22 protein-coding genes are annotated in these 23,261 nt (G+C 66.1%); 14 read left to right on the top strand and 8 right to left on the bottom strand.

Annotation, left to right across the window (positions count from 1 at the left end; genetic code table 11):
- Positions 1 to 61: 61 nt before the first annotated feature.
- Positions 62 to 517, bottom strand: a complete 456-nt coding sequence (locus tag HU751_RS07275; RefSeq protein WP_186735684.1) for an REP-associated tyrosine transposase — start codon at positions 515 to 517, stop codon at positions 62 to 64.
- A 198-nt stretch (positions 518 to 715) separates the two neighbouring features.
- Between HU751_RS07275 and HU751_RS07280 the strand changes: the two genes are divergently transcribed.
- Complete coding sequence (locus tag HU751_RS07280; protein WP_186735686.1) at positions 716 to 1,195, top strand: GNAT family N-acetyltransferase; 480 nt, start codon at positions 716 to 718, stop codon at positions 1,193 to 1,195.
- Here HU751_RS07280 and HU751_RS07285 read toward each other — a convergent pair.
- A complete protein-coding gene (locus HU751_RS07285) occupies positions 1,177 to 1,617 on the bottom strand; it encodes a general secretion pathway protein GspC (protein WP_186735688.1) in 441 nt (146 codons plus the stop codon). The genes HU751_RS07280 and HU751_RS07285 overlap by 19 nt on opposite strands.
- Before the next feature lie 114 nt (positions 1,618 to 1,731).
- Between HU751_RS07285 and gspH the strand changes: the two genes are divergently transcribed.
- The gene (gene gspH / locus HU751_RS07290) at positions 1,732 to 2,166 is read left to right on the top strand and encodes a type II secretion system minor pseudopilin GspH (RefSeq protein ID WP_186735690.1); all 435 of its coding nucleotides are present in this window, start codon (positions 1,732 to 1,734) and stop codon (positions 2,164 to 2,166) included.
- Positions 2,163 to 2,756: a type II secretion system protein GspJ gene (locus HU751_RS07295; RefSeq protein ID WP_186735692.1), complete on the top strand. Its 594-nt coding sequence runs from the start codon at positions 2,163 to 2,165 to the stop codon at positions 2,754 to 2,756. The genes gspH and HU751_RS07295 overlap by 4 nt, the downstream gene beginning before the upstream one ends.
- Here the strand turns inward: HU751_RS07295 and HU751_RS07300 are convergent.
- From HU751_RS07300 to HU751_RS07310, 3 genes are read right to left on the bottom strand one after another with little or no spacing between them, the layout of a single operon-like run.
- Positions 2,749 to 3,651, bottom strand: coding sequence for a FecR family protein (locus HU751_RS07300; RefSeq protein ID WP_186735694.1), 903 nt, complete (start codon positions 3,649 to 3,651; stop codon positions 2,749 to 2,751). The genes HU751_RS07295 and HU751_RS07300 overlap by 8 nt on opposite strands.
- A gap of 29 nt (positions 3,652 to 3,680) precedes the next feature.
- The gene (locus tag HU751_RS07305; protein WP_050705431.1) at positions 3,681 to 4,223 is read right to left on the bottom strand and encodes an RNA polymerase sigma factor; all 543 of its coding nucleotides are present in this window, start codon (positions 4,221 to 4,223) and stop codon (positions 3,681 to 3,683) included.
- Positions 4,220 to 4,864, bottom strand: coding sequence for an STN domain-containing protein (locus HU751_RS07310; RefSeq protein ID WP_367616950.1), 645 nt, complete (start codon positions 4,862 to 4,864; stop codon positions 4,220 to 4,222). Before HU751_RS07310 ends, HU751_RS07305 begins: the two co-directional genes overlap by 4 nt.
- 160 nt (positions 4,865 to 5,024) lie before the next feature.
- Between HU751_RS07310 and HU751_RS07315 the strand changes: the two genes are divergently transcribed.
- Positions 5,025 to 5,339, top strand: a complete 315-nt coding sequence (locus tag HU751_RS07315; protein ID WP_186735696.1) for a hypothetical protein — start codon at positions 5,025 to 5,027, stop codon at positions 5,337 to 5,339.
- A 57-nt stretch (positions 5,340 to 5,396) separates the two neighbouring features.
- Here the strand turns inward: HU751_RS07315 and cobF are convergent, their stop codons facing one another.
- Positions 5,397 to 6,146: a precorrin-6A synthase (deacetylating) gene (gene cobF, locus HU751_RS07320; RefSeq protein ID WP_186735698.1), complete on the bottom strand. Its 750-nt coding sequence runs from the start codon at positions 6,144 to 6,146 to the stop codon at positions 5,397 to 5,399.
- Positions 6,147 to 6,210: 64 nt separating this feature from the next.
- Positions 6,211 to 7,500, bottom strand: coding sequence for an OprD family porin (locus HU751_RS07325; RefSeq protein WP_186735701.1), 1,290 nt, complete (start codon positions 7,498 to 7,500; stop codon positions 6,211 to 6,213).
- 346 nt (positions 7,501 to 7,846) lie between these two features.
- On the opposite strand from HU751_RS07325, the gene HU751_RS07330 reads away from it, so the two are divergent.
- The 3 genes from HU751_RS07330 to HU751_RS07340 all read left to right on the top strand — a co-directional run bounded on the left by HU751_RS07330 (position 7,847) and on the right by HU751_RS07340 (position 9,279).
- The gene (locus HU751_RS07330) at positions 7,847 to 8,203 is read left to right on the top strand and encodes a histone-like nucleoid-structuring protein, MvaT/MvaU family (protein ID WP_186713382.1); all 357 of its coding nucleotides are present in this window, start codon (positions 7,847 to 7,849) and stop codon (positions 8,201 to 8,203) included.
- A gap of 206 nt (positions 8,204 to 8,409) precedes the next feature.
- Complete coding sequence (gloA, locus tag HU751_RS07335) at positions 8,410 to 8,937, top strand: lactoylglutathione lyase (protein WP_186735703.1); 528 nt, start codon at positions 8,410 to 8,412, stop codon at positions 8,935 to 8,937.
- Positions 8,938 to 9,033: 96 nt separating this feature from the next.
- A complete protein-coding gene (locus tag HU751_RS07340) occupies positions 9,034 to 9,279 on the top strand; it encodes a hypothetical protein (RefSeq protein WP_186735705.1) in 246 nt (81 codons plus the stop codon).
- A 127-nt stretch (positions 9,280 to 9,406) separates the two neighbouring features.
- On the opposite strand, the gene mnxG is transcribed toward HU751_RS07340, so the two are convergent.
- On the bottom strand, positions 9,407 to 15,259 hold the full coding sequence (gene mnxG, locus HU751_RS07345; RefSeq protein ID WP_186735707.1) for a manganese-oxidizing multicopper oxidase MnxG: 5,853 nt from the start codon (positions 15,257 to 15,259) through the stop codon (positions 9,407 to 9,409).
- 601 nt (positions 15,260 to 15,860) lie between these two features.
- Between mnxG and HU751_RS07350 the strand changes: the two genes are divergently transcribed.
- The 7 genes from HU751_RS07350 to HU751_RS07380 all read left to right on the top strand — a co-directional run bounded on the left by HU751_RS07350 (position 15,861) and on the right by HU751_RS07380 (position 23,002).
- Positions 15,861 to 16,004, top strand: coding sequence for a hypothetical protein (locus HU751_RS07350; RefSeq protein ID WP_186735709.1), 144 nt, complete (start codon positions 15,861 to 15,863; stop codon positions 16,002 to 16,004).
- Positions 16,005 to 16,054: 50 nt separating this feature from the next.
- Positions 16,055 to 17,116, top strand: a complete 1,062-nt coding sequence (locus HU751_RS07355; RefSeq protein WP_186735711.1) for a 3-deoxy-7-phosphoheptulonate synthase — start codon at positions 16,055 to 16,057, stop codon at positions 17,114 to 17,116.
- A 79-nt stretch (positions 17,117 to 17,195) separates the two neighbouring features.
- A complete protein-coding gene (locus HU751_RS07360; protein ID WP_186735713.1) occupies positions 17,196 to 17,477 on the top strand; it encodes a peptidylprolyl isomerase in 282 nt (93 codons plus the stop codon).
- A gap of 16 nt (positions 17,478 to 17,493) precedes the next feature.
- Positions 17,494 to 19,416 (top strand): extracellular solute-binding protein, encoded by a 1,923-nt coding sequence (locus HU751_RS07365; RefSeq protein WP_437181038.1) that lies wholly within the window; start codon positions 17,494 to 17,496, stop codon positions 19,414 to 19,416.
- Positions 19,413 to 20,471 (top strand): microcin C ABC transporter permease YejB, encoded by a 1,059-nt coding sequence (locus tag HU751_RS07370; protein ID WP_186735717.1) that lies wholly within the window; start codon positions 19,413 to 19,415, stop codon positions 20,469 to 20,471. Before HU751_RS07365 ends, HU751_RS07370 begins: the two co-directional genes overlap by 4 nt.
- Positions 20,471 to 21,487, top strand: a complete 1,017-nt coding sequence (locus HU751_RS07375) for an ABC transporter permease (RefSeq protein ID WP_186735719.1) — start codon at positions 20,471 to 20,473, stop codon at positions 21,485 to 21,487. Before HU751_RS07370 ends, HU751_RS07375 begins: the two co-directional genes overlap by 1 nt.
- Positions 21,488 to 21,616: 129 nt before the next feature.
- Entirely contained in the window at positions 21,617 to 23,002 is a 1,386-nt protein-coding gene (locus HU751_RS07380; RefSeq protein ID WP_186735219.1) for a sigma-54 interaction domain-containing protein, read from the top strand.
- Positions 23,003 to 23,261 lie beyond the last annotated feature (259 nt).

A 23,261-nucleotide genomic window follows, 5' to 3' on the forward strand; every position in this document is an offset into this window, starting at 1 on the left:
GCGATGCGCCGCGCGGGCGGCGCTCGATCTCACAGGCGCTGAAATCTCAAGACGAACACCCCTACAACCAGATCGCATCCCAGTGCGAGTAGCTACCCACACTGTCCACTAACCCTGCTCGCAACGGATTGGCAATGATGTACCTTGCAACCATGACCACATCGTCCTCCTTTCGTAAGGCACGATCGTGATAACCGGCTTGCCAGACGGGTGTTGAGCTGCCCCCAACCTTGTGCAGTTCTTGACTGGACCTAGCCTTGAAGTAACGCATCAACGTGCTCAGTGTCACATCTTCCAATTCAACCAACCAATGAAGATGGTCAGGCATCACAACCCAGGCCAGTGACTGGCAACTACCTTCCTGGTCAGCCAGGCGCAGGTACTTGACTACCGTGCGTGCATAGTGGAAATCGAGGAACAAGGGTCGGCGACGATGCGTTACTGTGGTCAGCAGATAGAACCTACCGGACTCTGAGTATCTGCCACGACGCAGGTGGCTACTTTTTGGGATTGGCATGTGGGTCGTCCATAAATGGCATACCCAGAACCAGCCTAGCATTAGCGATCACCGGTTGGGCAGAGGAGTCTTTTCAGTACTTTTCGAAGGTGACTTGCGCTCGCCCCCCTGGCCCCGAAAATCTTCCGCCAGACACCTGGCGGCCTTACCTCATCCTCCCTGACACTACCGACCTACCAATTACAAGGAAGCCCCACCATGCCCGTGACCATCCGCCCCGCAGTCCGCGGCGATGCCGCCCAGATCCTGGCCTTCATCACCGAGCTGGCCGACTACGAGCGCGCCCGCCACGAAGTGGTGGCGACCCTCGCCGACATCGAGCACAGCCTGTTCGACGCGAGCAGCACGGTGCGCAGCCTGGTCTGCGAGCGCGACGGCCAGGCCATCGGTTTCGCCGTCTACTTCTACAGCTACTCCACCTGGCTGGGGCGCAACGGCATCTACCTCGAGGATCTCTACGTCATGCCCCAGCAGCGTGGCGACGGTGCCGGGCGCACGCTGCTGCGGCATATCGCCCGCGAGGCGGTGGAGAATGGCTGCGGTCGCCTGGAATGGAGCGTGCTGGACTGGAACGAGCCGGCCATCGGCTTCTACCGCTCGCTGGGCGCCGAACCGCAGGACGAGTGGATCCGCTACCGCCTCGACGGCGAGCGCCTGCGTCAGTTCGCCGAAGGCTGAGGCGCCTCACCCCAGAACGACGCCTGCGCCAAAACCGGCACCTCGACGCGGCTGCGCTGGCCGCCGCGTTCGATCACCAGGCCGCGGCCTTCGATGGCAACCAGGCGCACGCCACGGGCCAGCTCTTCGCCGCTGCGCACGGCACGCGCCGGGCCACCGTCGATGCTGACGATGGCCACCGCACCCTGGCTGCCGGCCATCACCCCGCTGACCTGGACCTGCACCTGTAACGGCAGGTCGGCAAACCAACGCCCAGCTGGCGTTTCGCTCGACGCCAGGGCCTCGGCAGGTTGCAGCGGGGCTACGTCCGGCGAGGGTTGCAACAAGAGGCTGGCCCAAGTCGCCAGACCGGCGATTAGGGCCAATACCCCCAGCCCCTGCAACAGCAGGCCGCGGGACAGGTTGGGACGGGCAATACGCATGGTCACGCGCTCCTTGTGTGCCTGTGCCCAGCATACCGTCCGATTCTCACGGTTTTGTTTCACACGGCGATCATCTTGCTCGGGCAAGCTGCCTGGCAGGACAAGGAGCGCCCCGTGAACGGACAACGTGGTTTCACCCTGATCGAACTGATGGTGGTGCTGGTGATCGTCGGTATCGCCAGCGCCGCCATCAGCCTGAACATCCGCCCCGACCCCGGCAAGCACCTGCGTGCCGACGCCGAGCGCCTGGCGCGCCTGTTGGAATTGGCGCAGAGCGAGGCCCAGGCCGACGGCCAGCCGCTGCGCTGGCAAAGCGATCGCGACGGTTACCGATTCGTGCGCGCCGATGGCCGGGTGCTCGCAGATGGCCCGCTCAAGCCGCGCCGCTGGCAGGCCGAGGCGGTCAAGGTACAACGCGAGCCCCGTGGCGCGGTGTGGCTCGACGGCGAGTGGATCGGCACGCCGCTGACCCTGCGCCTGAGTAGCGGCGCGCTGCGGATGGAACTGGCGCGCAACGCCGCCGGCCAGGTCCGGGTAAGCCAGCCATGAACCGGCAGGCGGGTTTCACCCTGATCGAAGTGATGATCGCCATCCTACTGATGGCGGTGGTCAGCCTGATCGCCTGGCGCGGGCTGGACAGCGTCAGCCGCGCCGACCGGCATGTGCGTGAGGCCAGCGAGGACCAACAGGCGATCCTGCGGGTGTTCCAGCAGCTGGAACGCGACCTGGCCCTGCGCGCCACCGTCGAACTGGTCGAACCACCCCTGCCCGGCCACGAACCGTCGGGCAAGCCGTTGCTGCCCGCCGTACGCGCCCGTGCCGATCGTCTCGAGCTGGTGCGTTCCGGCGCTGTCTCCGGCAGCGGCTTGCAACGGGTGCGCTGGTACGTACGCGGCGGCACCCTGTATCGCGCCGCCGCGCCACTGCGCGAGCGCTTTGCGCTGCCCGCGCCCAAGGCCGCGGTGGCCGTGCTGGACAACGTCAGCGCCTTCGACCTGCGCAGCTGGCAGGCCAAGGGCGGCTGGCGCTCACCGGCCAGCGAGGCCGACGACAACCCCGCCGGCCTCGAGGTGCGCCTGACCCGGCGCGGCCCCCAGGGCGAGGAGCGTTACCGCCAGGTGCTGGGCCCGTTCAACTGACCAGCACCACGCCGCCCGGCAGCTCCAGGCAGCGTGCGCCATAGGCGACGCGGATCAGTTCGGCGGCTTGGCGCAGCTGGTCGAAACTGAACCGCGCCTGCACCCGCCGGCGGCCCAGCGTGGGGTTGAGCAGCACCAGGCGTCCCGGGCGGTAGCGGTTGATCTCGTCGATCACCCGGGCCAACGGCGCGTCGCGGAACACCAGCATGCGCTCACGCCAAGCCATCACCTGGCTCGGGTCGAACGACTCCGGCATCCCGATGCCTTGCGCGCCATAGCGCAGCTGGCGACCTGCAGGGAGCACCTCGACCCGGCCCTGGACGGCCACACGCAACTCTCCGCCCAGACAGGTGACGCAGACTCCCTCATCGTCCTCGCGCACGTTGAACCGGGCCTGCTCGGTGCTGATCACCCCATCCTGCGCCCGCACCTGAAGGGGCTGGCCGGCCTGCACCTCGATCTCGCCGGCGAGCAGGGCGATCCCCTCGGCCTCGCGGCTGACCCGGGTGCGCACGTTCAGCTCAAGCTCGATCCCGGGCATCAGCGCTACCCGTTGCTGCTCGCCGATATCGGTGGCAAACGCCGGTGCCGGCGCCATGGCCTCCTCGAGCAGTCCGCCACGCCAGGCCACCAGCGCCACCGACGCCGCCAGCGCGCCGCCCAACAACGCTCGGCGACCGAGCAGCGGCGCGCCCTGCCCGGCTTGTCGTGCCGCGGGGCCGAGCAGGTACCAGAGCTGGCGGGCCTGGGCGAACGCCTCGGCATGCGCCGGGCTGCGCGCGCACCACTGGCGCAGGGCCCGGGCATCGGCCTGGGTGGCCTGGCCGGACGTCAGCCGCAGCAGCCAGTCCTGTGCCTGGCGCTGCAAGTCGGAATCGGGCGGAATCTGGGACATGGGGCTCACATGAAGAGGTCGACTATCGTTCAAGACGGTTTTCCCGCGCCGGGACCGAACCGCTGAAACACTTTTCTGTCCAGGCGCATCGCGCAATGCCCCAGCGCCGCCTTGAGTTCCTTCTCCACCGTACGCGTGGAGATGCCGAAGCGCTGGGAGATTTCCAGGTGCGAGGCCTCCTCCAGGCGAGCGGCGATGAAGATCCGCCGACGCCGGGCCGGCAGCTCGTAGAGGGCGCCCAGCAGGTTCTGGATCTCGCGCTGGCCGCCGACGATGCGCGCCGGGTCCTGGTCTTCGGCCACCTGCAGCAGCGCCTCGACCTCGGCGCCGGTGAGCAGCCGGGCGTCGGCCTCGCGGCGGTCGGCGGCGACGTTCAGGGCCATGCGGTACAGGTAGGCGCCGGGGCGCTGCAGGTCGTGCGTCGCGTCCATGCGGTCCACCCGCAGGTAGGTTTCCTGCAGCACGTCGTTGGCCAGGTCGTCAGAACCGAGGCGGCGCCTCAGGCGCACCCTGAAGGCGTCGTAGGAGGTCAGAAACAGCTTGACCAGCGCACTGTCCCGAGGTTTGTTCATGCCGCCGCAGCTCCTTGCGAAAGTGGGCAATCCATAGGTTCCGGACGCAGCAGCAGGGTCAGCGGCTGCGCCAGGGATGTCGGCGGCGCCTGTTCCAGGCGCACCGTGCGCAGGCGCTCGACCAGCGCGGCATCGCGGGCGAAGTCGCCGGTGCTGGCCAGCAGACGGCTCTGCACCAGCTGGCCACTGCCGTCGATCCACACCTGCAAGGCCGCCCGGTAAGCGCCCGGCCGGGTCAGCGGCGAGGCGCACAGGGCGTGCTCGACCGCGTGCTGCAACGCCAGCGCATAACTGCCCGATGACAGGCCGCCGTTGCGCCCACGCTCGACCGTGCCGCGTATGCGCAGCGGTTGCAGGGTGAAGCCGCCGCCACTGTAGTGCGCCTGCAGGCCGGTGCCCTGCAACAGTCGCTGCAGGCCTTCACGCGCTGGGTAACGCCCCTGGACCTGGCTGGAGCGCTGGCCGGCGAGCAACGCCTGGTCGACCAGCACCGCCAGGCCGCTCTGCCGACCGAAGCTCTCCAGCGCCCGGTCCAGCGCCTGGGCCGGGATATCCAGGGCCAGCAATGGCTGGCCACGCAGCCCGGGGGCCGCCAGCAACCAGGCCAGCATCAGCGCGACGGCCACGAGCAATGCACGCACAGCTGTCCGGGCCTCCTTGCTGGCCGCCGTCGCCGGGGAAACGTCATCCTGGGGCCTGTGTATGACGCTGTGGTGACAGCCTGCGGCAACCAAAGCTTCACCCCGATTGCAACCTGCGGGCGCTAGACTGCGCCGAGGAACGACTGCCCGGAGACCCGCCATGGCCCGCCTGACCCTGACCGCCCTGCCCCTGCTGCTGGCCTGCGGCCTGCCGGCGCTCGCCGAACCGCCCAAGGACAACCAGGGCTGCATCGACGTGCAGGTCGGCCAGTCACGGGCGTTGGCCTATGACTGCCTGACCCAGCAACTGCAAGGCACTGATCCGCGCGCCGCCAAGGGGCTGCGCGAACAGCTGGATCCGACGCGGCAGATGCAGCGCAAGGCGCCGAACCAGATGGGGCTGGCGACGCCGGCGGCGACGTCGACGCGCATGGGCAACAGTTTTGGCAGTTCGGTGGTGCCGCAGCGGCCTTGATGGGGTTGGCGATGGATCTGCAGCGCTCTTGTCGAACACCAACCAACCCAACCACCACTACCCCTCCCTGCGCAACAAATAGGTATCCATGATCCAGCCCTTGCGCCGCCGCGCCTCCTCGCGCAGTTGCACGATGCGCGCCTTCACCGCCAGCAACGGCCCGCTGACCAGCAACTCGTCCGACGTGCCCAGGTAGGCGCCCCAATAGATCACCAGTTGCGGGTCGTCCAAGGCAGCAAAGGCGCACTGGCCGTCAAGCATCACCAGCACATTGTCGATCCGCGCCTGTTCGCCCAGGCGTCGGCCCGGCAGCACGGTCAACGGCTCGCCGATGCGGTTGAGGGGGATCTGGTGGCGGGCGGCCAGGGCCTGGATGCTGCTGATGCCGGGGATCACCTGCAAGGCCAACGCCAAGCCTCGTTGGCGCACCAGGTCGAGAATGCGCAAGGTGCTGTCGTACAGCCCGGGCTCGCCCCAGAGCAGGAAGGCGCCGACGTCGGCGGCCCCCAGTTCGTCCTCGATCAGGCGGGCGTACAACGCGGCGCGCTGGACGTGCCAGTCCTGCACCGCGCCGACATAATCCGGCGCCTGGCCATCCCGGCGCGGGTCCTCGACCTGCACCAGGCGGTAGCCGCCCTCGGGCCGGTAGCGCTCGAGGATGGCCCGGCGCAGGCCCACCAGTTCATCCTTGTCGCTGCCCTTGTCGAGGACAAAGAACACCGTGGCGCGGCGCAGGGCCTCCACCGCCTCATAGGTGACCTGGCGCGGATCGCCCGGCCCGATGCCGATCAGTAGAAGCTGTTTCATCACCTGCCCTGCCTGGTTGCCGGTGGTCATTGTCGACCGACCACCGGCCCTTTGGCAAAGCGGCTCAGAAAATCGAGAAGTTGTAGCTGACGATGACCCGGGTCTCGTCCATGTCACGCGCCCACTTCTCGTAGTTGCTGCGGTAGGTGGAGTTGCGCAGGCGCACGCTGACGTCCTTGAAGGTGCCGGACTGCACCTGGTACTTCAGCTCGCTGTCGCGTTCCCATTCCTTGCCCTCGGCATTGCTGCCCGGGACCTTGACGTTGTCGCCGTTGATGTAGCGGGTGAAGAAGGTCAGGCCGGGCACACCCAGGGCCTTGAAGTCGTAGTCGTAGCGCACCTGCCAGGAGCGTTCCTGGGCGGCGGCGAAGTCGTTGACCTGGGCGTAGTTGACCAGGTACGGGTTGCTGCCATCGAGGTACGGCATGGCGCTGTCGCCGTACATGCGCTGCCAGCCGGCGCTGAGCTTGTGGCCACCGAGGCTGTAGCCGAGCATGCCGCTGAAGGCACGGTGGTCGATGTGCCCGGCGCGGGCGTTGCCGATATCGTCGCTCTTGATCAGCCGCAGGTCGGCCGACAGCGTGCCGACCTCCAGGGGCTGGCTGGCGACCAGGCCGAGGAAGTGCTGGCGGTAGATATTCTCGAGCTTGGAAACCTGGTACTGGGCGCTGACCCGCTCGTTGACGCGGTAGTCGACGCCGGCCAGGTCGAAGTGGTCGGCCTCGATGTCGCAGGCGTAGCGCTTGTTCTTGCAATGCACTCGGATGTCCTGGCGATCGGTGGAATCCCGCGCGGTGTACTGATTCAGGCGCGCCAGGGTGAACTTGAGGTCGCGCACTTCCTCGGAGGTCAGCCAGGCACCGTGGAACATGGTCGGCAGCAGGCGGCCGTCGTTGTACTTGAGCAGGGGCACATCCGGCATCATCGACCCGTACTTGAGCACTGTATTGGACACTTTCACCTTACCGGCGACGCCCATCTTGGCGTACTGGTCGGCGGAGTGGCGCGGGTCGTGGCCGGAAGACGGCAACAGGCCGCTGTTGCTGTCGGCGGGGCTGGAGTCAAGTTTGAAACCGACCATGCCCAAGGCATCCACACCAAAGCCGACCGGCCCCTGGGTATAACCGGACTGGACATTGAGGATAAAGCCCTGCGCCCACTCTTCGCGTTTCGACGCGCCCTGTTTGGAACTGCTGTGGCCGTCACGGAAGTCCCGGTTGAAATAGACATTGCGTGCTTCGACCTTGGCACTGCTGTCTGCAAGAAAACCGGCGGCCTGGGCGTTGACACCGGCACACAGGAAGAACAGGCCGGCAACTCGGCGCCCGGGGGCGAGGGGGAAAGGGGCAAACATGCGAGGGAACATCCAAAAGAAAGGCGAAAAACCATCCGGGCAGTCATCTGCACCGGCACTACGCGATGAACGAATACATTTCGACCATCATCCATAATTTTGCGCCAAGGGCTCTAGCCTGCGCCATGTGACCATGGTCTAAAGCCTTTGGCCGGGTCGATTCGAATAACGCGTGAAAAACCTGCAAAGTTCCCGACTAATTGATTGAAAGTTTGCTGTTTACCCACTCGCAAGCGACTACTACACTCTCGCTTAGCGAACAGCTTTACCCATCCACGTGGCCGGCGTTCAGTCTGGTTTCATGTTCGTCACGTCCCGCCACGACAGACTTACAGGAGTGATGACAGTGTCCAGACTTGCAGAGTTTCGTGCTGCCGAAAAAGCGCTCAAGGAACAGATGGCACAACTGGAAGCGCTGAAAAAGGATGCCGGCCTTAAACGCGAAATCGAATTCGAGCAGAAACTAGTCGGCCTGATGAAAAGCTATGACAAGAACCTGCGCGATATCATCGCCATCCTCGATCCGAAGGCCGTGAGCCGCGCCCCGGCGCAGGTCAAGCAGCAGCGTCGACCACGGGTGGTGAAGGTCTACCAGAACCCGCATACCGGCGAGCGGATCGAAACCAAGGGCGGCAACCACCGTGGGCTGAAAGCCTGGAAAGAACAGTACGGTGCGCAGACGGTGGAAAGTTGGGTGCGCTGATGAAACCTCGACACCCGCTTCACACTTTTTTCACATGCGCAGGCCCAGTATCGAACCAGCTAAAGGACTAGCGACCCCATCACGCGCCCGCACATGCGGGCCTCTAATTCCGGCGCCCCGCACTCGTGCGGGGCGCTTTCATTTGCGCTGACGACGTACTTCCGTATCATGGTCCGCCTGTTTTAGGCCCCGATTCTGGAGTACCCATGAGCCTGCACGATCTGCAAACCCTGCCCGGCGTTACCGCCCAGCCGGACACCGCCACCGCCCAATTCGTGTTCAACCACACCATGCTGCGGGTCAAGGACATCGAGAAGTCCCTGGACTTCTACACCCGCGTGCTGGGCTTCCGCCTGGTGGACAAGCGCGACTTCCCGGAAGCGGCCTTCAGCCTGTACTTCCTGGCCCTGGTCGACCCGGCGCAGATTCCGGCCGACGACGCCGAGCGCCACCAGTGGATGAAATCGATCCCCGGCGTGCTTGAGCTGACCCACAACCACGGCACCGAAAACGACCCCGAGTTCGCCTACCATAATGGCAACACCGACCCGCGTGGTTTCGGCCACATCTGCATTTCGGTACCAGACGTACGTGTTGCCTGCGCCCGCTTCGAGGCGCTGGACGTGCCGTTCCAAAAACGCCTGGAGGATGGCCGCATGAACCACCTGGCCTTCGTCAAGGATCCGGACGGCTACTGGGTCGAGATCATCCAGCCGACTCCGCTCAAGGACTGACCTTCACCGGTCGCGCTCGTCGGGCCGGGAACTCCCGGCCCCTCGCTGTGGTATCTAGAAGGAACGCCTGTTCCCAGCCACAGCGAGGTAAGGACGATGCAAACCCTTCACTGTGAATACCGCGACCACACCATCACTGCCAGCGTGATGCCCCACCCCGACTCGCCCCTGCCCTACGCGGCCGGCTGCGTGATCACCGATCCCGCAGGCCATAGCAGTCGACGAATCTCGCTCCCGATGAAGTTCTTTGCCGACCTGGACAATGCCCAGCATGTGTCCCTGGCCCATGGCCGGGCGCTGGTTGACCAGCAGCTGGACCAGGCTGACCGGCGAGTGTTCTGAGTTGGGGCCACCCACGCCCCTTTGAACCGCGTTGCGTCACGTCAGTGGCACCTGATCTGATTGGCGCTGCAACCCTACCGGCAAGTACCGGGTGGCCTCCCTGCTCCCAAGAGGCCACCCAGTTCATTCACTGCGCCGGCGCGGTGGACGGCGGCGCTTCGTTGGTTACCCGCAGGATCCCCCACAACCCCGAGGCATTGCCATAGGCGGCATAGTCGCGGAACAGATAATCCCCCGGCACCGCATTGGCGCCCCCGGCGCTGGGCAGCATGAAGCTGAAGTGCGCCGCCGGCAGCACGCTCTCCTGCGCACCCACGTACATCGCCATCGGGTTGTATCCGTAACGCACCGAGCCGATGCCTGGCAAGCCCATGGGGTAGCCGTGCACATCGCTCTTCTCGGCCTGGTAGTTGTGCAGCGGCCACAGGTGCCCGTCGAGCTGGTAGGTGATGCCGCGGCTGCCGCCGCTGGGCATCAGTACATGGCTGCGCGCAGGCTGGCCCGGCTTGGCCCAGAGCACCGGGGTCTGCGGATCGCCGCCGACCAGGGCGTTGCTGTAGGCCATGTGGGCGTTCGGCACATCGGCGAAGCCGAAGCCGTCGGCATGGCCGAACGGTGCGTCCGGCGCCAGGCCGAAGCGCAGCCACAGCGGCTCGGTCTTGTAGTTCATCGCCATGTTGCCGTTGTCCTTCGGATCACCCGGTACGCCATTGCCCTCGGTGGCGATGCCTTCCACCGGCCTGCCATCGGCCCAGCGCATGTTCAGCGAGCGCTGCCACACAGTGACAAAGTCGCGGTAGTCGGGCTGGCCGCTGACCTTCACCGTGGCCTGGGCGCGGCTGGCGTTGTCCTCGGTCCAGGTCGCGCTCTGCGGCAACACGCTCATGGCGCCCACCAGGCCTTTCTGCGGCTGCTTGATGACATCCGCCGGGGTCAGGTTGAGGCCACCAAACTCGATGGCCGTGGTGTTGATGTTGTCCACCGTGCGGCCCAGTTGCAGCACCGGCTTGCCTTCGCGCTCCAGGTGCCCGGCGTAGTACTGGTACACCCGGCTCGGGTAGGCGCCGCTGGCGCCGGCGCGCGGTGGCACGGTCTGCACCGGGTTGAGGCCGACGTTGACACCGTCCGACTTGGTGATGTCGTAGGCCAGCAGCTGCGCATGCAGGCCGACGTGGCTGGACGGGCGCATCAGGTTGTTGTTGAACGCCGTGGAGCCCTCGCCACCGGCCCGGTCGCGCTTGACCACGTTCTGCATCACTGCGGTGCTGGGCAGGTCCGGCATCATCAGCGGCAGGCGGTTCTCCAGGGTGATGCTGATGCAGTCGCCGGCATTGGCGCGCAGCACCAGCGGTTCGACCGGCACGCCGGCCTTGAGCTTGCCGGTGCTCGTGTCGAGATCGGCCTTGCGCACGTAGAGCACCGCGGTCGGGTCGTGCAATGGCGAGCTGTGGCCGCCGACGGTGAAGGTCGCGCCATCCTCCTCGTCGGTGACCGTGGCCATGGGGATATCGACCTTGCGGCTGTTGAACACCAGGGTGCCGCCATTGGCCTTGAGCGCACCGCCGACGTGCTGGCCAATACCGGCCGGGTCGCTGATGCTGACCCCGTGACGATTCTCGAGGATGTCGTTGGCCAGGGCCGCGACAATCTCGTAACTGCGCTTGACCGTCGGCCGGGTGCCGATGCCATTGGCGTTGGCCGTGGTTTTCGGGCAGATGCCGTCGAAGTTGACGGTGTTGCGCATGGCCACCGGCTGCGGGTTGTTCGGCAGGGCGAACAGGTCGGCGCGCTGGGCGGTGTAGTTGCGCATGATGCCCCAGATACCGTTCCAGTAACCTTCCAGCGCGGCGTCCAGCGAGTACAGGTAGTCGCCGTTGGTGGCGGCGGAGCTCGAGATCATCGACACCGGCGCCATGAACCCGAGCTGCTCGGAGATGCCTACCATCTGCGACGACTTCCAGCCCGAGTTGGAGCTGTTGCCGAAGCCCGAGCCGTTCTGCAGCCACTTCACGCCGTGCAGGGTGACGTTGTGCTCCTCCTCATGGCCACCGGCGTGCATGCGCAGGCGCACGTTGTCGCCGGAATAGGTGCGCAGCAACGGGGTGAACGGATCGCCCGGCTCGCTGCCCTTGTTGACGTGCGGCGGGAACAGCGTGGTGCCGCCGGTGGGGCCAGTGGCCTGGGTGATCGCCGAAGGCGCCAGGTTCATCGCCGGGATGGCGCGGTCGGTGCGACTCTGCATGGCATAGGCCAGGTCGCCGCCCAGGCCGTCGGCCTGCATGCCGCGCTTGCCGTCCGGGCCGACCTTGTTCGGGTCGAACACGCGCAGGGCCAGCGGCTCGTTGCGGTAATTGACGACGAACATACCCGGGTCATCCACCGAGATCGCCTGTGGGCACGGCCGGGTCGGACAGCCCGGGCTCAGCCCGCCACGCGACTCGACCACCGATTCGAGCAGCGTCGAGGCTTTCTGCCGCACCGGCGGGTTGATCGCGTAGCGGAAGCTGTCGGCGGTGGCCGGGTAAGCCTGGCCATCCGGTATGCCGTTGGGGCCGGCGCCCACGTACACGCCGGCCTCGTAGGCGTGCTGGAAGTCGCTGTACTCGAGGAAAAACTCGCGGTAGCTGTCGTTCTTGCCGTCGCCGTCATGGTCGCCGGTCTGGATCACCGCCTGCCACGAGGTCGGGCCGCCGTCCTGGCGGGTGGCCGGGTTGTACAGCTGTTCGCCGGTCTCGGCGTGGTACCAGGTGGAACCGGCAGGCTCGGCCAGCACGGTCGCGTACAGCCCGAGTTGCTGGTGGGTCGATGGGCCAAGGTGGTCATGGGTGAAGATAGTGCCCAGGCCACGGTCGACGTTGTGCACGTTCACCAGCGGGTCGGCGAACCAGCGTTGCATGGCGGTACGCGCGCCGAGCCAGTCGGCCCGGCCGAAGCGCCCGAAGTACGGATGCTGTTTGGCTTTCGGGCACGCGGCGGTACCGTCGCGGGCGTCGCCCTCGGTGCAATTATTGAAGCTACGGATGGCATGCACACGCTCGACCACACTACCGGGCGAGAGGATGCCGTCCTCGTAGTTCCAGCCGTTGGCCGAGCCGTCGGCGGCGGTCAGGTCCCACTTGGGCAGGTGGATGTGCTGGCCGATCACGTCAGTTGGCGTGCGCACCTGATAGTCGTCCATCTCGTAGTACGACGGGATCAGGTTGGTGTGCACGTACTGGGTGCAGTCGAAGGTGTTCATGCGCATCACCAGCGGCTCCGGCGGGCGCTGCTTGGTGATCACCGGCCAGGCGTCCTCCCACAGGGCGAGGATGCGCGCCTGCGGGAAGTGGTAGCCAACCTTGTTGTACACCGCGTCGAACTGGATGTTGGCCGCCTTGTAGATGCGCGGACGGTCGGCGGTGAAGGTGGACGAGCCGCGGAAACTCATGCCGGTGAGGTTTTCGCCACTGAAGAACTCGCCGACACCCGAGGACTGGGTCAGGCGCTTGCCACGGTCGTCCATGCAGGGTTCGTAGAACGGCGCCCCCGCCGTGGGCAGGGCGCCGTTGGTGCGGAAGGCCTTGGCCACCGGCGCGCTGCCGGGGATCAGGGCGAAGCTCGGGTGCTCGACCTTGGCGTGGAACTGCATCGCGGCCTGTTCGACTTCGGTGCCCTCCTCGGGCAGGTAGATCGGCTTGGCCTTGTGCACCACCTTGGAGAAATCCAGCTTGGTGGTGGTGGTCACCGCCTCGCCGCCGGCCGACACGCCGTCCAGCGCGTGGCGACCGAGGCCGCCGTCCCAACCGTCGACCTGATTGGGGTCGAGGTTGGCCCACAGGGCCTTGCCGCTGTCCTTGAGCTGACGGGCCAGGGCTGGGTCGAGCATGTCCAGCGGCGGGGTCGGCGGACGCTGGCCGACGCTGCTTTCCATGCCGCCGATCCAGAACGGGTAGCCGGGGTTCTTCAGGCTGCCGTCGGCGTTGCGATTGGTCTCGCTGCGGTCGACCAGGGCCAGGGAACCGACAGCACGCGGTGTGGCTGGCGCGTCCGGATGGTCGTCGCCCTCCTCCTCTTCGTCATCATCTTCTTCATGCCCGGCGATCAAGGTCTCGGACAGCTTGGGCACCACGGTGACCTTGCCCGGCATTGGTGCCATGGCCTTGCCCGGCAGCGGCACGATGGCCGGGATCGGCGTGCCGGCGATGATCTCGCCGTCCGGCAGCGCCCGGGCGCCCTGGGCCGGCTTGCCATTGCGCAGGGCGAACGGCGTGCTGTGGAAGCCGTTCGTGCCCTCGCCGCTGACCTCCAATCGGGTGCCCGGCTCGAACACATCGTGCACCCGCCACATGGCCCACATGCCCTGGGCGAAGTGCGGGTAGAAGTGACAGTGATAGATGGCATCGCCCGCCACTCGATTGCGGTTGCCCGAGCCGCCGTTGGCGATCTCGTAGGTGTAGCCAACGCCCGGGCCGATGCCCTGGGCGTCGATGTAGTCGGAGTTGTCGTCGTTGGGGTTGAACAGCCACTGGTGCCCGTGCAGGTGGAAGATGTGCTGCTCGTGGCCGTTGTGGGTGTTGCGGAACTTGGTGAAGTCGCCGATGTAGCTGTGGTGCACATTGGCAGGCTCGGCCGGGTACAGGGCCATGGTCGCCTTGACCCCGGTAGCGCTGGCCGGCGGCGTCTGGCCAGGGCGGATGTTCTCCAGCCCGACGTTGGCCGGGATATCCACCAGGGTGCCGATATCGCCCACGGTGTGGGCGCTGAGGAAGAACTCCTCGTAGGCGCACGACAGGCAGTCATGCATCGGCCCCACGCCGAGGCGGTTGGCCACCACCTCGGCGCCCATGCCGCCGGAGCCGTAGTTGATCATGAACGAGTCGCGGGTCGGCTCGAGTACATGCCCCATGACCGGGTCCGCCCAGTAGGCGGGGAACGCCTGGGTCGCGGCCACCTCGTCGGCGAACTGCGAGGCGAAATCGCGGAACGCCTCCAGCCGGTTGGGCAGCGCCGGGTTGCGCTTGCCGACGCTTTCCAGCGGGTAGGTGCTGGCCGGGAAGCTGCCGTCAGGGTTGGGGCCCATGACGATGGCGTCGGTCTCGCTGCTGAGGATCTCGTTGCCGTCGAGCATGGCGATGATAGGCTTGCCGGCCTTGCCCTCGGCGATCCACGGCTCGGCGTTGGGGTAACGGGCCTGGTAGTCGATCACCGGCTGGCCGGTGGCCGTGCGCCCCGTGGTGGCCAGGCGCATCTCTTCCTCGGTCAGGGTGTTGCGGTAGGTACGCCCGGCCTTGGGCACCACCACCACCTGGCCGAACAGGCCGTTGGCGACGTTGCCGGCGCCGCCCTGGCCGCCAAAGGTGGCGCCCTGGCTGGTGACGGCGAACGCCCCTTCGCGCTCGGCGTAGAGGGTGTAGCTGCGTGTGCCACCCGGGGCAACCAGGAAGTTGCCGTTGCGCCCGGTGTTGGCGGCAATGTCGCCGATGCTGTTGACCGCCTGCAGGCCGTTGACCTGGAAGCCGACATGACGGTCGGTGACCTGCTCGTCGGCAACGAAGTGTTCGCCGCCTTCGTTCTCGACTTCGGCGCCCTCTTCTTCCTCGCCTTCGACTTCGGTTTCGTCGTGGTCGATGCCGTGCTTGTTGGGGTTGGCCTGGTAGGCCAGCAGGTTGGTCAGGTTGACCGTCAGGCAGTCACCGGCGGCCACCCGCAGCACGATCGGCCGCGGGCGCTTGTCCGGGCGCAGGGTGACCTTGCCCGGTACCGCGGCGCCGCCCTTGCTCAAAGGCACGCGGTGCTCGTCCACCACGTCCTGGCGCAGGGCGTACATCATGCCGTTGGCGTTCTGCGCGCCGAGGCGGTTGAACATCAGTGGTTGATCCAGCGCCACCACGTTGGCTACCAGCGTGCGCTGGCACTGCACCGCGGCCTCGCCGGAGACCTGCCAGCCCAGCAGGGCCAGCAGGAAGGTGGACAGGACCGGGCCTTTGCGAGGGGTCGACATGGGGCACCTCCGGGGACACAGGGATACTGCGGGGAGGTGAGCAAGGCTTGTGCCATGAATTTAGTCGTTGTTTATCAAGTACTTGATAGAAATAGAAAGGATGAGCTGGGCGCTTTCACCCTTAATTGGGGGGCTTTCCTGGAACCGCGTGGGAGCAACTGTCTTGCTGAAATCTCTCAACTGACGTGATCTCTGTAGGAGCGGCCCTTTCGCGGCACAAGGCCGCTCCTACAGGTTGGCGTAGTACCTGTGCGCCGCTGCCACGCTATCGAATCGATAGCATTTAGTGATTGAACACACGCGCAAAGGTGCAGTAAGCTCGGCCTCAATCACTGGAGAGCAACATGTCGAAACAAACCTGCAACCACGCCAACCACACCGGTCGCTCCGCGCACCGCGTGCTGGCTGTTGCCGGTCGTAACGCCGTTGCCAGCTTTTATTTTGGGTATTGGTTTAGCCACTAGGCGCCGATGACCCATCCGGCGCCCACCTTCGAGGGGCCGCCGAACATGAGAATACTCAAACCCCCGGTCGGCTCCCCGACCGGGGGTTTTGCTTTTCCGGACCTACGAAACATACCGATTACCTTGAGGACAGCGACATGAACTACACCACCTATTACCGCACCTTCGCATGGCGATTTAGCCAGTTCCGTTCGGGCCAGCCTGCCGCCTCCGTTCGGTCGATTTCCGGTGGCAATGCCGCACAGACACCCCATTTGACGATCAGTCGAACACCTCGATAGGGCCGACGACGCGGGCCAGAACCCGCCGTCCGCCCAGGGAAAAAAACGCCATGCAAGCCTCGAACCTCGCCCTGCCCCTGACCCAGCCGCACGCTGCCAACACCACCGTCAGCCAGCGCCTGCCCAGTCCGCACCTGCTCAAGCAGCAGATGCCGCTGTCCAATGAACTCACCCAGCAAGTCCATGCTCACCGCCAAGCGATCCGCGCCATCCTCGAAGGCCGCGACGAACGCCTGCTGGTGGTGGTCGGCCCCTGCTCGATCCATGACCCGCGCTCGGCCCTCGAATACGCCGACCGCCTGGCCGCGCTCAGCCGCGAAGTCGACGACAAGCTGTTGCTGGTGATGCGCGCCTACGTGGAAAAACCACGCACCACCGTGGGCTGGAAAGGCCTGGCCTACGATCCGCACCTCGACGGCAGCGACGACATGCACGCCGGCATCGCCCTGTCCCGCGGCCTGATGCTGGGCATGCTCGAACGCGGTCTGCCGATCGCCACCGAGCTGCTGCAGCCGATGGCCGCAGGCTACTTCGACGATCTGCTGGGCTGGGCCGCCATCGGCGCGCGCACCACCGAGTCGCAGATCCACCGCGAGATGGTCAGCGGCCTCGAGCTGCCGGTCGGCTTCAAGAACGGCACCGACGGCGCTATCGGCATCGCCTGCGACGCCATGCGCAGCGCCGCCCACCCGCACCGCCACTTCGGCATGGACGCCCAGGGCCACCCGGCGATCATCGAAACCCTGGGCAACCCCGACACCCACCTGGTGCTGCGCGGCGGGCACAAGGGCCCGAACTACGACGCCCAGAGCGTCGCCCTGGCCCGCCAGGGGCTGGCCAAGGCAGGTCTGGCGCCACGGATCATGGTCGATTGCAGCCACGCCAACAGCGGCAAGGACCCGGCTCGCCAGCCGGCGGTGTTCGAGGATGTACTGGCTCAACGACTGGCCGGCGACCGTTCGCTGGTCGGGGTGATGCTCGAAGGGCACCTGTTCGATGGTTGCCAGGCCCTTGGCAAGGGTGCGCTGAAATACGGCGTGTCGATCACCGATGGCTGCCTGGGTTGGGAGGCGACCGAGGCCCTGCTGCGCGACGCCGCCGCACGCCTGTAAGCCTGCATGGCAAGCCTTGCGAGACACGGCACGAACAAGTGCGCTAGGCTTGCCTTTTCGATCCCAAGGAGCAGTACCCATGGCCCGAGCCACCGCCCGTCACATCCTGGTTTCCAGCGAAGAGAAGTGCAACGAACTCAAAGCACAGATCGAGGCTGGCGCCGACTTCGCCGAAGTCGCCAAGGCCAACTCCACCTGCCCGTCCAGCCGCCAGGGCGGCGACCTCGGCTCGTTCGGCCCGGGCCAGATGGTCAAGGAGTTCGACACCGTGGTCTTCAGCGCGCCGCTGAATGTCGTCCAGGGTCCGGTGAAGACCCAGTTCGGCTATCACCTGCTGGAAGTGACCAGCCGTCAGGACTAAGTCATCGCAGGCGATGATGTCCCCTGTGGGAGCGGGTTTACCCGCGAATGTGCCCGTACATGCAACATCGTTGCCTGAGCTGACGCATTCGCGGGTAAACCCGCTCCCACAGTTACTGTGTTGCATGATCCTGTGGTGCTCGCTCTCGTTAGCCCACGCCGCCCCCACCCACGCCCTCACCGTCTACGCCGAAGCCCCGCGCTACCCCGCGAACTTCCGCCATTTCGACTACGTCAACCCCGACGCCCCAAAGGGCGGCAGCCTGCGCCGCTCGGCCATCGAGATCGGCAACTTCGACCATATCCTGCCCTACATCGACAAAGGCATCGGCGTCAGCCAGGTCGATGGCTGGCTGTACGCACCGCTGGCCGTGCGTTCCCTCGATGAGCCCTACACTGTCTACGGCCTTATCGCCCATCGCATGGAGCGCGGCCCCGACGACGCCTGGCTGCGCTTCTACCTCGACCCCCGCGCCACCTTCGCCGACGGCAAGCCGGTACGGGCCGAGGATGTGCGCTTCAGCTATGAATTGCTGATGAACAAGGGCAGTCTCAAGTTCCGCACCCAGTTCGCCGATGTCGCCGCGGTCACGGTCGAAGGCCCGCGCCAGGTGCGTTTCGACTTCAAGCAGCCCCATGGCCGCACCCTGGCCTTGGAACTGGCCGGCCTGCCGGTGCTGCCCGAGCACGACTGGCAGCAACGCGACTTCGCCAACGGCGCCGGCTTCGACAAGCCGGTGGGCAGCGGCCCATACCGCATCGGCAGGATCGACAACGGCCGCAGCATTACCTTCGAGCGCGATGCGAGCTGGTGGGCCAGGGATCTGCCGGCCGTCCGCGGGCTGTACAACTTTGCCAGCATCGGCGTCGAATTCTTCGGCGACACCGAGGTGGCCCGCCAGGTACTCAAGGGCGGAGGCTACGACTACAACCGCGAGTACTCCGCTACCGCCTACACCCTCGGCTATAACGGTGCCCCACTGGATGACGGGCGCCTGCAGCGCGCCCACCTGGCACCGGCCAAGCCGCAGATCGCCCAGGGCTTCGTGTTCAACCTGGACCAGCCGCAATTCAAGGACCGCCGCGTGCGCCAGGCCCTGGGCATGCTCTGGGACTTCGAGTGGAGCAACCGGCAGATGATGCGCAACATGTACATCCGCCAGCAGAGCCTGTACTCGAACACCCCCCTGGCCGCCCGCGCCTTGCCCGACGCCGAGGAGCTCAAGCTGCTCGAGCCGCTGCGCGGCCAGGTGCCGGACCAGGTGTTCAGCCAGGTATTCAACGCACCGGTCACCGACGGTTCCGGCATCATCCGCCAGCAGCAGCTGCAGGCCCTGGCCTTGCTGCAGAACGCCGGCTGGCATCCCCAGGGTGATCGGCTGGTGAATGCCCAGGGCCAGCCGCTGAGTTTCACCTTCCTCAATGGCCAGTCGGGCCTGGAACGCCTGCTGCTGCCGTGGAAGCGCAACCTCGCACAGATCGGCGTCGAACTGAACATCCGCAACGTCGACTCCGCCCAGTACGTCAACCGGGTGATGGCCCGCGACTACGACATGATCGTCACCGGCTACCCGGTGACCCTGTCGCCGGGCAGCGAGCAGTACAACTACTTCGGCTCCGCCGCGGCCAACGACCCGGGCTCGAACAACCTGATGGTGCTCAAGGACCCAGCGGTGGACCGCCTGCTCGACGGCCTGGTGCGCGCCACCAGCCAGGCCGACATGCTGCGCCACGCCCGCGCCCTGGACCGTGTGCTGCAGTGGAACTACTACTGGATCCCCAACTACTACCCGCCGGGCAGCTCGACGGTGTGGTGGAACCGCTTTGGCCTACCCAAGGTACAGCCGGCCTATGACGAAGGCCTGGACACCTGGTGGGAAATCAGCCCCCGGGCGCTGACCAACCCGCAGATGGCCGAACGCCTGCGGAGTGCGCCATGACTGCTTACATCCTGCGCCGCCTGCTGCTGATCATCCCCACCTTGCTGGCCATCCTGCTGGTGAACTTCGCCATCGTCCAGGCCGCGCCCGGCGGGCCGGTGGAACAGGCCGTGGCGCGCCTGCAGGGCATCGGCGGCGGCGCGCCGGGCGCCCGCGCCGAGGCGGTACAGGGCGAATCGCGCGCGACCCGCGGCCTGGACCCGAAGCTGATCGAGGAGATCAAGCGCCAGTACGGTTTCGACAAGTCCGCGCCCGAACGGCTGTGGCTGATGCTCGGCCAGTATGCGCGGCTGGACTTCGGCCAGAGCTTCTTTCGCGGCGCCACGGTCACCGAGCTGATCGTGCAGAAACTGCCGGTGACCCTGTCACTGGGCTTCTGGGCCACGCTGATCACCTACCTGGTGTCGATCCCGCTGGGCATCCGCAAGGCGGTACGCCATGGCAGCCGTTTCGACGCCTGGAGCAGCGCGTTGATCGTGATCGGCTACGCCCTGCCCTCGTTCCTGTTCGCCCTGCTGCTGATCGTCTTGTTCGCCGGCGGCACCTCGCTCAACTGGTTCCCGGTACGCGGGCTGGTGTCGGAGGACTTCGACCAACTCAGCCTGCTGGGCAAGGTCGCCGACTACTTCTGGCACCTGGTGCTGCCGGTCGGCGCCCTGGTGATCGGCGGCTTCGCCACCCTCACGCTGCTGACCAAGAACGCCTTCCTCGACGAGATCGCCCGCCAGTACGTGGTCACTGCCCGGGCCAAGGGCCTGAGCGAGCGCCGGGTGCTGTACGGCCATGTGCTGCGCAACGCCATGCTGCTGGTGGTGGCCGGCCTGCCCCAGGCGCTGATCACGGTTTTCTTCGCAGGTTCCCTGCTGATCGAGGTGATCTTCTCCCTCGATGGCCTCGGGCGCATGAGCTACGAGGCGGCGGTGTCGCGGGACTACCCGGTGGTGTTCGGCACGTTGTTCATCTTTACACTGGCCGGGCTGTTGATCCGCCTGCTGGGCGACCTGTGCTACACGGTGCTCGACCCGCGCATCGACTTCGACGCGAGGGGGCGCTGATGTTCTCGCCCATCGCCCGGCGCCGCCTGCGGCGTTTTCGCGACAACCGCCGCGGCTGGATCTCACTGTGGCTGTTCGCCGGCTTGTTGCTGCTGAGCCTGGGCGCGGAACTGGTGGCCAATGACAAGCCCTTGCTGCTGGGCTACCAGGGCGAGCTGTACACCCCGGCGCTCAAGCGCTACACCGAGCAGCAGTTCGGCGGCCAACTGCCGTTCCAGCCGGACTACCGCAGCCAGTACGTGCGCCAGCTGATCGAGGGCCAGGGTGGCTGGATGCTGTTCGCGCCGATCCCGTTCAGCGCCGATACCCCCAACTACGACCTGCAGGTCCCCACCCCCAGCCCGCCCAGCGCGAGTAACTGGCTGGGCACCGACGACCAGGGTCGCGACGTGCTGGCGCGGGTGCTGTACGGCACGCGGGTATCGCTGCTGTTCGCCTTCGCCCTGACCCTGCTCAGCGTGCTGATCGGCGTGACGGCCGGTGCTTTGCAGGGCTACCACGGCGGCTGGGTGGACTTGCTCGGCCAGCGCCTGCTGGAGGTGTGGTCGGGGTTGCCGGTGCTGTACCTCTTGATCATCCTGTCGGGGTTCGTCGAGCCGGACTTCTGGTGGCTGCTGGGGATCATGGCGCTGTTCTCCTGGCTGACCCTGGTCGATGTGGTGCGCGCCGAGTTCCTCCGTGGGCGCAACCTGGAATACGTCAAGGCGGCCCGGGCCCTGGGGCTTTCGGACACCCAGGTGATGCTGCGGCATATCCTGCCCAACGCCCTGAACGCGACCCTGACCTACGTGCCGTTCATGCTCACCGGAGCGATCACCACCCTCACCGCACTGGATTTTCTCGGCTTCGGCATGCCCGCCGGCAGCGCCTCGCTGGGCGAGCTGGTGACCCAGGGCAAGCAGCACCTGGAGGCGCCGTGGCTGGGCTTTACCGCGTTCTTTGCCCTGGCGTTGATCCTGTCGTTGCTGGTATTCATCGGCGATGCGCTGCGCGAGGCGTTCGATCCCCGAAGGTAGATTTGCCTGTACCGGCCTATCGCGGGGCAAGTCGCATCGGCGCACCGCCGCTCCCACGTGGGAGCGGCGGTGCGCCGATGCGACTTGCCCCGCGATAGGGCCTTCCTGATTCAAGTGGATACTGCAAACATGCACGACAACCTCAAGGACTACCCCCAGGTCCGCCAACTGGCCATCCGCTCGCTGTTCGAGATCATCGAGCAATCCAGCGAAGGCACGGTGATCGTCGACCGCCAGGCGCGCATCGTCTGGATGAACGAGCGCTATGCCCGGCGTTTCGGCCTGCAGGATGCCACCAGCGCCATCGGCCAGCCCTGCGAGGCGGTGATCCCCGGCAGCCTGATGCGCGAGGTGGTGAGCAACGGCAAGCCGATCCTGCTGGACATGCTCGACACGCCGAACGAGCCGCTGGTGGTGATGCGCCTACCGATCCATGACGACCAGGGCGCGCTGATTGGTGCCATCGGCTTCGCCCTGTTCGACGAGCTGCGCAGCCTGTCGCCGCTGCTCAAGCGCTACGCCAGCATGCAGCAGGAGCTGGCCTCGACCCGCTCGCAGCTGCGCGCGCGCCAGGCCCGCTACAGCTTCGCCCAGTTCGTCGGCAGCAGCCCTGCCTGCCTCGAGGCCAAGCGCCGCGCCCGCCGCGGCGCGACCAGCGACTCGCCGGTGCTGCTGCTCGGCGAGACCGGCACCGGCAAGGAACTGCTGGCCCATGCCATCCACGCCGCCTCGGCACGGGCGCACAAGGCGTTCGTCAGCATCAACAGCGCGGCGATCCCCGAGGCATTGCTGGAGGCCGAGTTCTTCGGCACCGCCCCTGGCGCCTTCACCGGCGCCGACCGCAAGGGACGCAGCGGCAAGCTGCAACTGGCCGAAGGCGGCACCTTGTTCCTCGACGAGATCGGCGACATGCCCCTGGCCCTGCAGAGCAAGCTGCTGCGCGTGCTGCAGGAGAAGGAATACGAGCCAGTGGGCAGCAACCAGATGCTGCGCAGCGACGTGCGAATCATCGCCGCCACCTCCATCGACCTGCAGGCGGCCATGGCCCGGGGAGCGTTTCGTGCTGACCTGTACTACCGGCTGAATGTGCTGCCGGTGCAGGTGCCGCCGCTGCGCGAACGCCTGGAGGACCTGCCGGCGCTGTGCGAGGCGATCCTCGCCGAACTGGGCAGCCAGTATGAGCTGGAGGCTGATGCCCAGGCGCTGTTGGGGCGGCATGCCTGGCCCGGGAACATTCGTGAATTGCGCAATGTGCTGGAGCGCGCAACCTTGCTGGCGGACCAGCCGCGGTTGGGCGTGCATGATCTGATCAACGCGCTGGGGCCGTTGAGCCCGGTGGCCGAGACGGCACCGCAGTTGGGGTACCGGGAAGCCTGCGCGCAGTTTGAACGCGGGCTGATTGTACAGGCCTTGGCACGCAGTGGCGGGAATGTGCCGGAGGCGGCAAAGGCATTGGGATTGGGGCGCTCGACGCTGTACAAGAAAATGGTGGCGCTGGGTATTTTGTCTCAATAAAGAGATTTACGTTTCAAAATAGAGACTATGGCGAGGGCTTCGCCCTCGATCGCGGGGCAAGCCCGCTCCTACAGGGATTGGTGATACTTGCAAATACACCGCCCCCTGTAGGAGCGGGCTTTCCCCGCGATGGTCTTCAGCCAATGTGCATCTCTAGACAGAGACAATAAATTCAGAATATAGGTATTTATTCAATAAAATCAATTAGTTAACTATATGGCACGATTCCCGCTATCTCCCCGGCAACCATAAAAACAAC

Source organism: Pseudomonas peradeniyensis, assembly GCF_014268935.2.
GTDB classification, from domain to species: domain Bacteria; phylum Pseudomonadota; class Gammaproteobacteria; order Pseudomonadales; family Pseudomonadaceae; genus Aquipseudomonas; species Aquipseudomonas peradeniyensis.

Bases quoted from the DNA above. Each gene is read 5' to 3' on its own strand.
- HU751_RS07275 (WP_186735684.1), bottom strand. From the start codon at position 517: ATGCCAATCCCAAAAAGTAGCCACCTGCGTCGTGGCAGATACTCAGAG.
- HU751_RS07280 (WP_186735686.1), top strand. From the start codon at position 716: ATGCCCGTGACCATCCGCCCCGCAGTCCGCGGCGATGCCGCCCAGATC.
- HU751_RS07285 (WP_186735688.1), bottom strand. From the start codon at position 1,617: ATGCGTATTGCCCGTCCCAACCTGTCCCGCGGCCTGCTGTTGCAGGGG.
- HU751_RS07295 (WP_186735692.1), top strand. From the start codon at position 2,163: ATGAACCGGCAGGCGGGTTTCACCCTGATCGAAGTGATGATCGCCATC.
- HU751_RS07300 (WP_186735694.1), bottom strand. From the start codon at position 3,651: ATGTCCCAGATTCCGCCCGATTCCGACTTGCAGCGCCAGGCACAGGAC.
- HU751_RS07305 (WP_050705431.1), bottom strand. From the start codon at position 4,223: ATGAACAAACCTCGGGACAGTGCGCTGGTCAAGCTGTTTCTGACCTCC.
- HU751_RS07315 (WP_186735696.1), top strand. From the start codon at position 5,025: ATGGCCCGCCTGACCCTGACCGCCCTGCCCCTGCTGCTGGCCTGCGGC.
- cobF (WP_186735698.1), bottom strand. From the start codon at position 6,146: ATGAAACAGCTTCTACTGATCGGCATCGGGCCGGGCGATCCGCGCCAG.
- HU751_RS07325 (WP_186735701.1), bottom strand. From the start codon at position 7,500: ATGTTTGCCCCTTTCCCCCTCGCCCCCGGGCGCCGAGTTGCCGGCCTG.
- gloA (WP_186735703.1), top strand. From the start codon at position 8,410: ATGAGCCTGCACGATCTGCAAACCCTGCCCGGCGTTACCGCCCAGCCG.
- HU751_RS07340 (WP_186735705.1), top strand. From the start codon at position 9,034: ATGCAAACCCTTCACTGTGAATACCGCGACCACACCATCACTGCCAGC.
- mnxG (WP_186735707.1), bottom strand. From the start codon at position 15,259: ATGTCGACCCCTCGCAAAGGCCCGGTCCTGTCCACCTTCCTGCTGGCC.
- HU751_RS07350 (WP_186735709.1), top strand. From the start codon at position 15,861: ATGAACTACACCACCTATTACCGCACCTTCGCATGGCGATTTAGCCAG.
- HU751_RS07355 (WP_186735711.1), top strand. From the start codon at position 16,055: ATGCAAGCCTCGAACCTCGCCCTGCCCCTGACCCAGCCGCACGCTGCC.
- HU751_RS07360 (WP_186735713.1), top strand. From the start codon at position 17,196: ATGGCCCGAGCCACCGCCCGTCACATCCTGGTTTCCAGCGAAGAGAAG.
- HU751_RS07365 (WP_437181038.1), top strand. From the start codon at position 17,494: ATGTCCCCTGTGGGAGCGGGTTTACCCGCGAATGTGCCCGTACATGCA.
- HU751_RS07370 (WP_186735717.1), top strand. From the start codon at position 19,413: ATGACTGCTTACATCCTGCGCCGCCTGCTGCTGATCATCCCCACCTTG.
- HU751_RS07375 (WP_186735719.1), top strand. From the start codon at position 20,471: ATGTTCTCGCCCATCGCCCGGCGCCGCCTGCGGCGTTTTCGCGACAAC.
- HU751_RS07380 (WP_186735219.1), top strand. From the start codon at position 21,617: ATGCACGACAACCTCAAGGACTACCCCCAGGTCCGCCAACTGGCCATC.